Origin of the sequence: Clostridium sp., assembly GCF_051650885.1 — a bacterium.
Lineage (GTDB): Bacteria > Bacillota > Clostridia > Clostridiales > Clostridiaceae > Clostridium.
Genome location: NZ_JBOFRG010000145.1, coordinates 1 through 5,269, shown reverse-complemented (window position 1 = coordinate 5,269; position 5,269 = coordinate 1). Strand labels below are relative to the sequence as shown.

At 29.4% G+C, this 5,269-nt stretch carries 5 protein-coding genes; all 5 read left to right on the top strand.

Annotated features, from left to right (window positions below):
* Positions 1-1,179, top strand: a 1,179-nt coding sequence (gene hisS, locus ACRC28_RS07060) for a histidine--tRNA ligase (RefSeq protein WP_438542745.1), incomplete at its 5' end; no start/stop codon positions are given.
* Positions 1,180-1,214: 35 nt separating this feature from the next.
* Positions 1,215-3,008 carry an aspartate--tRNA ligase gene (aspS, locus tag ACRC28_RS07055; RefSeq protein ID WP_438542744.1) on the top strand — a complete coding sequence of 598 codons (1,794 nt, stop codon included), beginning with the start codon at positions 1,215-1,217 and terminating at the stop codon, positions 3,006-3,008.
* Between the two features lie 178 nt (positions 3,009-3,186).
* On the top strand, positions 3,187-3,726 hold the full coding sequence (locus ACRC28_RS07050; protein ID WP_438542743.1) for a hypothetical protein: 540 nt from the start codon (positions 3,187-3,189) through the stop codon (positions 3,724-3,726).
* 96 nt (positions 3,727-3,822) lie between these two features.
* Entirely contained in the window at positions 3,823-4,494 is a 672-nt protein-coding gene (locus ACRC28_RS07045; protein ID WP_438542742.1) for a PHP domain-containing protein, read from the top strand.
* 151 nt (positions 4,495-4,645) lie between these two features.
* The coding region (locus tag ACRC28_RS07040) for an SH3 domain-containing protein (protein ID WP_438542741.1) at positions 4,646-5,269 on the top strand (624 nt) is incomplete at its 3' end.

Here is a 5,269-nt window from a genome sequence, read left to right as displayed (position 1 = left end):
TTTAGAGAAATATCAAAGAATTTTGGTATTAAAGAAATAAGAACACCTGCATTTGAACATACAGAGTTATTCTTAAGAGGTGTTGGAGAAACTACTGATATAGTTCAAAAGGAAATGTATACTTTTAAAGATAAAGGTGATAGAAGTATAACATTAAAGCCAGAAGGAACAGCACCAGCAGTTAGAGCTTTTGTTGAAAGTAGATTATTTAATGAAGCGCAACCAACAAAACTTTACTATATAACTCCATGCTTTAGATATGAAAAAGCACAAAAAGGTAGATATAGACAGTTCCATCAATTTGGAGTTGAAATGTTTGGTTCAAAAGAACCTTCAATGGATGCAGAAGTTATGGCGTTAGCTATGGGAGTACTTAAAAAAGTAGGTTTAAAAAGCTTAAAATTAAACATAAATAATTTAGGGTGTCCTGAGTGTAGACCTAAATATAATGAAGCATTAAAAAAATTCTTAGAAGAAAATTATGATTCTCTTTGTGATACATGTAAAACAAGATTTGAGAAAAATCCAATGAGAATTTTAGATTGTAAAGAAAAGTCTTGCAAAGAAATAACAAAGAATGCTCCTATAATTTTAGATTATACTTGTGAAAGTTGTAATGAGCACTTTGCTGATGTTAAAAAGTATTTAGAAATTTTAAACATTCCTTATGCAGTTGATCCTGGAATAGTTAGAGGATTAGATTACTATACAAAAACTATATTTGAAATCTTAAATGATGATTATACAGTTTGTGGTGGCGGAAGATATGATAAGCTAATTGAAGAAATTGGTGGACCAAGTATGCCAGCAGTAGGTTTTGGTATGGGAATCGAAAGACTAATTGCAACTATTGATGATGAAAATATAGAAATTCCTAGAGAAGACTACATAGAGCTTTACATTTCAGCTAGAGGTGATGAAGGTAAAATGTATGCTTTTGAATTAGCACATAAGTTAAGAGAAGTAGGGGTTAATACTGAAATTAATCATGCAGGAAGAAGCTTTAAAGCAGAAATGAAATTTGCAAATAAGATAGGTGCTTTATTTAACCTAGTAATAGGTGAAGAAGAGCTTACTTCTAAAAAGGCAAAAGTAAAGAGAATGAAAGATAGAGAAGAGTTTGAAATAAGCTTAGATAATCTTGAAGAAATCAAAAATATTATAAAGAGCCAAAAATAATTTAATTTTAATATAGATATGGAGGACGACGTCACATGGCAGAAGCGTTAAATGGATTAAAAAGAACAATGATGTGTGGTGAACCTAGAGAATCTCATGAAGGAAATAAAGTTACACTTATGGGATGGGTTCAAAGAAATAGAAAACTTGGAGGATTACAGTTTATTGATTTAAGAGATAGAACTGGAATAATGCAAGTTGTGTTTGGTGATGATGTAGAAGAAGAAATATTTGAAAAAGCAAAAGGTGTTAGACCTGAATATTGTGTAGCTGTAACAGGAACAATAGTTTTAAGATCAGCTCCAAACAAAGATTTAGAAACAGGAATGGTAGAATTAAAATGTGAAGACATAAAAATTCTTTCAGAATCAGAAACACCACCAATATATATAAAAGAAAACTTAGATGCAGCTGAAAATATAAGACTTAAATATAGATATTTAGATCTTAGAAGACCAGATATGCAAAATATCTTTATGATAAGAAATAGAGCATCTAAAGCAATAAGAGATTACTTAGATAATAATGGTTTCTTAGAAGTTGAAACTCCAATGCTTACAAAAAGTACACCAGAAGGGGCTAGAGACTATTTAGTACCATCAAGAAACTATCCAGGAATGTTTTATGCATTACCACAATCTCCACAAATATTTAAGCAACTATTAATGGTATCAGGATTTGATAAATACTATCAAATAGTAAAATGTTTTAGAGATGAAGATTTAAGAGCTAATAGACAACCTGAATTTACTCAAGTGGACTTAGAAATGAGCTTTGTTGAGCAAGAAGATATAATGGAATTAAATGAAGGGTTAATTAAGCATGTATTTAAAACTGTTTTAAATCATGATGTTAAATTACCTATTAAGAGAATGACATTTAAAGAAGCTATGGAAAGCTATGGTTCAGATAAACCAGATTTAAGATTTGGAATGAAGATTCAAAATTTAACTGAAGCAGTTAAAGGTGTAGACTTTAAAGTATTTAATGATGCTATAGAGAATGGTGGTTCAGTAAGATGCTTAGTAGTTGAAAATGGATCAGAAATGGGAAGAAAAGATATAGATAGATTAGGTGAGTTTGTTAAAACTTATAAGGCTAAAGGGTTAGCTTGGATTAAAAACAAAGAAGATGGAATTCAATCACCAATAGCTAAATTCTTTAAAGAAGAAGAAATGGAAGAACTTTTAAATACTTGTAATGCTAAAAAAGGAGACTTAGTTTTAATTGTTGCAGATAAAGACTCTGTAGTATTCCAAAGCTTAGGTGCATTAAGATTAGAACTTTCTAAAAAGTTAGATTTAATAAAAGATAAAAATGAATTTAACTTTACATGGATTACAGAGTTCCCATTATTTGAGTACTCAGAAGAAGAAGAGAGATACACAGCATGTCACCATCCATTCACAGCACCAATGGATGAAGATTTAGAAATGATCGAAACAGAACCAGGTAAAGTTAGATCTAAGGCATATGACTTAGTTTTAAATGGAGAAGAGCTTGGTGGAGGTTCTATAAGAATACATGATGCTAAACTTCAAGAGAGAATGTTTAAGGCACTTGGATTTACAGAAGAATCAGCACAAGAGAGATTTGGATTCTTAATAGACGCATTTAAATTTGGTCCACCACCACACGGAGGATTAGCATTTGGTCTTGACAGAATGATAATGTTCTTAGCTGGAACTGATAACATTAAGGATGTAATTGCATTCCCTAAAAACCAAAATGCATATTGTTACTTAAGTGAAGCTCCAAATATAGCAGATGAAAAGCAATTAGAAGAGCTTGGAATAGCTATAAATGTAAAAAAAGAAGAAGAAAACTAAAGTAAAAGCACCCTGAATCTGGGGTGCTTTTTTGTATGCAAATATATTTATATGAATTTGAAAAGAAGAAAATAAAGATATATATGTAATTGGAATAAATTACACATAATAAATATGAATAAAAATACAGTGTTTAAGAGAAAATAACTTTTGTATGATACTTAAGGAGGAATAAGAAATGAACAAACAAATCAAAAAAAGCTTTATTGCACTATTATTATTTTTAGGAGTATTTGGTGTAACAGCCTTTGCTAATCCATTAAAACATACTGGTTTTATGGGAGAGGTTGTAAAGGTGCAAAAATGTGAAAACACAAAAGAAATGAAATTATTAGTTTGTGGTTATTTAAAAGGATGTGAAATAACAAAAACTCAAATGGTAGTTATCTGTAACAAAGATACAGAAGTTAAAGATTCATGTAACAAAAAAGCTAAAGATTTAGAAATCAAAGAAGGAGATACAGTATGTATTGAATTAGATGGTAAAATGACTAAATCTATCCCACCACAAGCAACAGCAAAAAAAATATTTGTAAGCAAATCAGAAGGTAAATGCAAAAGAGAAGAAAAAGTTGAATCAAATAATTCAGCAAAAGTAGAAGAAAAAGAGAAAGAAAGTGAAAAAAAAGTAGAAGCACCTAAAGCAAAAGAAAATGAAAAAAAAGTAGAAGCGCCAAAAACTGAAGAAAAAGCTGAAGAAAAAGCGGAACTACAATAGAGGAGAGGTCTTATAAGACCTCTTCTTTTTAAATTTATATATCAAATAAAGTGTTAATTGAATAAAATAGATTAACACTTTATTTTGGAGGGAAAAATGAAAAAAATAGATTTGCATATACATTCAACAGGTTCAGATGGTAAATTTACACCGACTCAGATAGTGTCTATGGCAAAAGTGAAAGGTTTATCATATATAAGCATAACAGATCATAACTCTATTGACGGGCTAAAGGAAGGGATAGAGGAAGGCGAAAAGATAGGAATAAGAGTAATACCGGGAATTGAATTATCTACAAGATATAAAGGAAAACAAGTACATCTTTTAGGATATTTTAAAGGAAGAGGATATGAAGATAAAAAGTTTTTAGAAGCACTTGAAATGATTAAAAAAAAGAAACTTGGTAGATTTAATTCCTTATTTAAAGGAAAAATAAAAATTCAGAAAAATAAAAAAAGATTAGATGTAGAGAATGGAATAAAGTTTTTGAGAATGTTTGGAGCAGTTGTATTTATTGCACATCCTGGAAAAATAAAAAAAGAAGCTTTAATAGAAATATTGAAGTTTAAAGTAAATGGGATAGAGGCAATTCATCCAAGACATACAAAAGAAGATGTGAAATATTTTAAAGGTCTAGCAAAAGAAAAGAAGATAAAGTATTCAGCAGGAAGTGATTTTCATAGGTTGGATGAAAATAAAGGAAAGCATGGCGTTATTGGAGATATTTATAGGGAGGTCGATGAGTTAAAAGACATATTATCATTTTAAAATGTAACCGTATTGTAACTAAAATTTTACCAAAATTTATTAAGAAATTATTATTTTACCGTAAAGATTACAAAAAAGTTAAAAAAATTCTTTAAGAATTCGACAAAATACGTTAAAATATAAGAAAAAGAGTTTTAGGAGATGTAAACAAATGAAAAAAAAGAAAGCAGTGGCTTTGGTGTTAGCAGCGTCAACAAGTGCTACAGTAGTACTTGCTAAAAATGCTATAACTGCACATGCAGATACTTTAAATGGTTCAAAGAATAATATAAAAAATGAAAATATAAGTACTAATAGAGGGAAAGTAATAAATATAACTTCAAGTTTAAGAGTAAGAGAAGGAGCTTCAACAAATACTCCTGTAGTAGGATATCTTAAAAATGGAGATATAGTTAATATATTAGGAAAAAGTAATAATTTTTATAAGATTAGTGTAAATGGAACTATAGGATATGTTTACAGTGACTATATAGAAAATTTAAATAAAAATAATTCTAACAATAATTCAGAAGCGAAAGTAGGAACTATTATAAATATAGAAAGTAATCTTAGATTCAGAAGTGCACCTACAGTAGACTCAAATGTTTTAGGATATTTTATAGATGGACAAAAGGTTAATATAATTGGACAAGCTAATGGATGGACTAAAGTAAGTTATGAAGGTCAAGTTGGATATATTGATAGTGATTACGTTAATGTGGGAAATACAGGGTCTGGATTTGATGTAGTTAATGAGAAAAATAATAATGCTATTAGTATGAAAGCAACAGGTGGG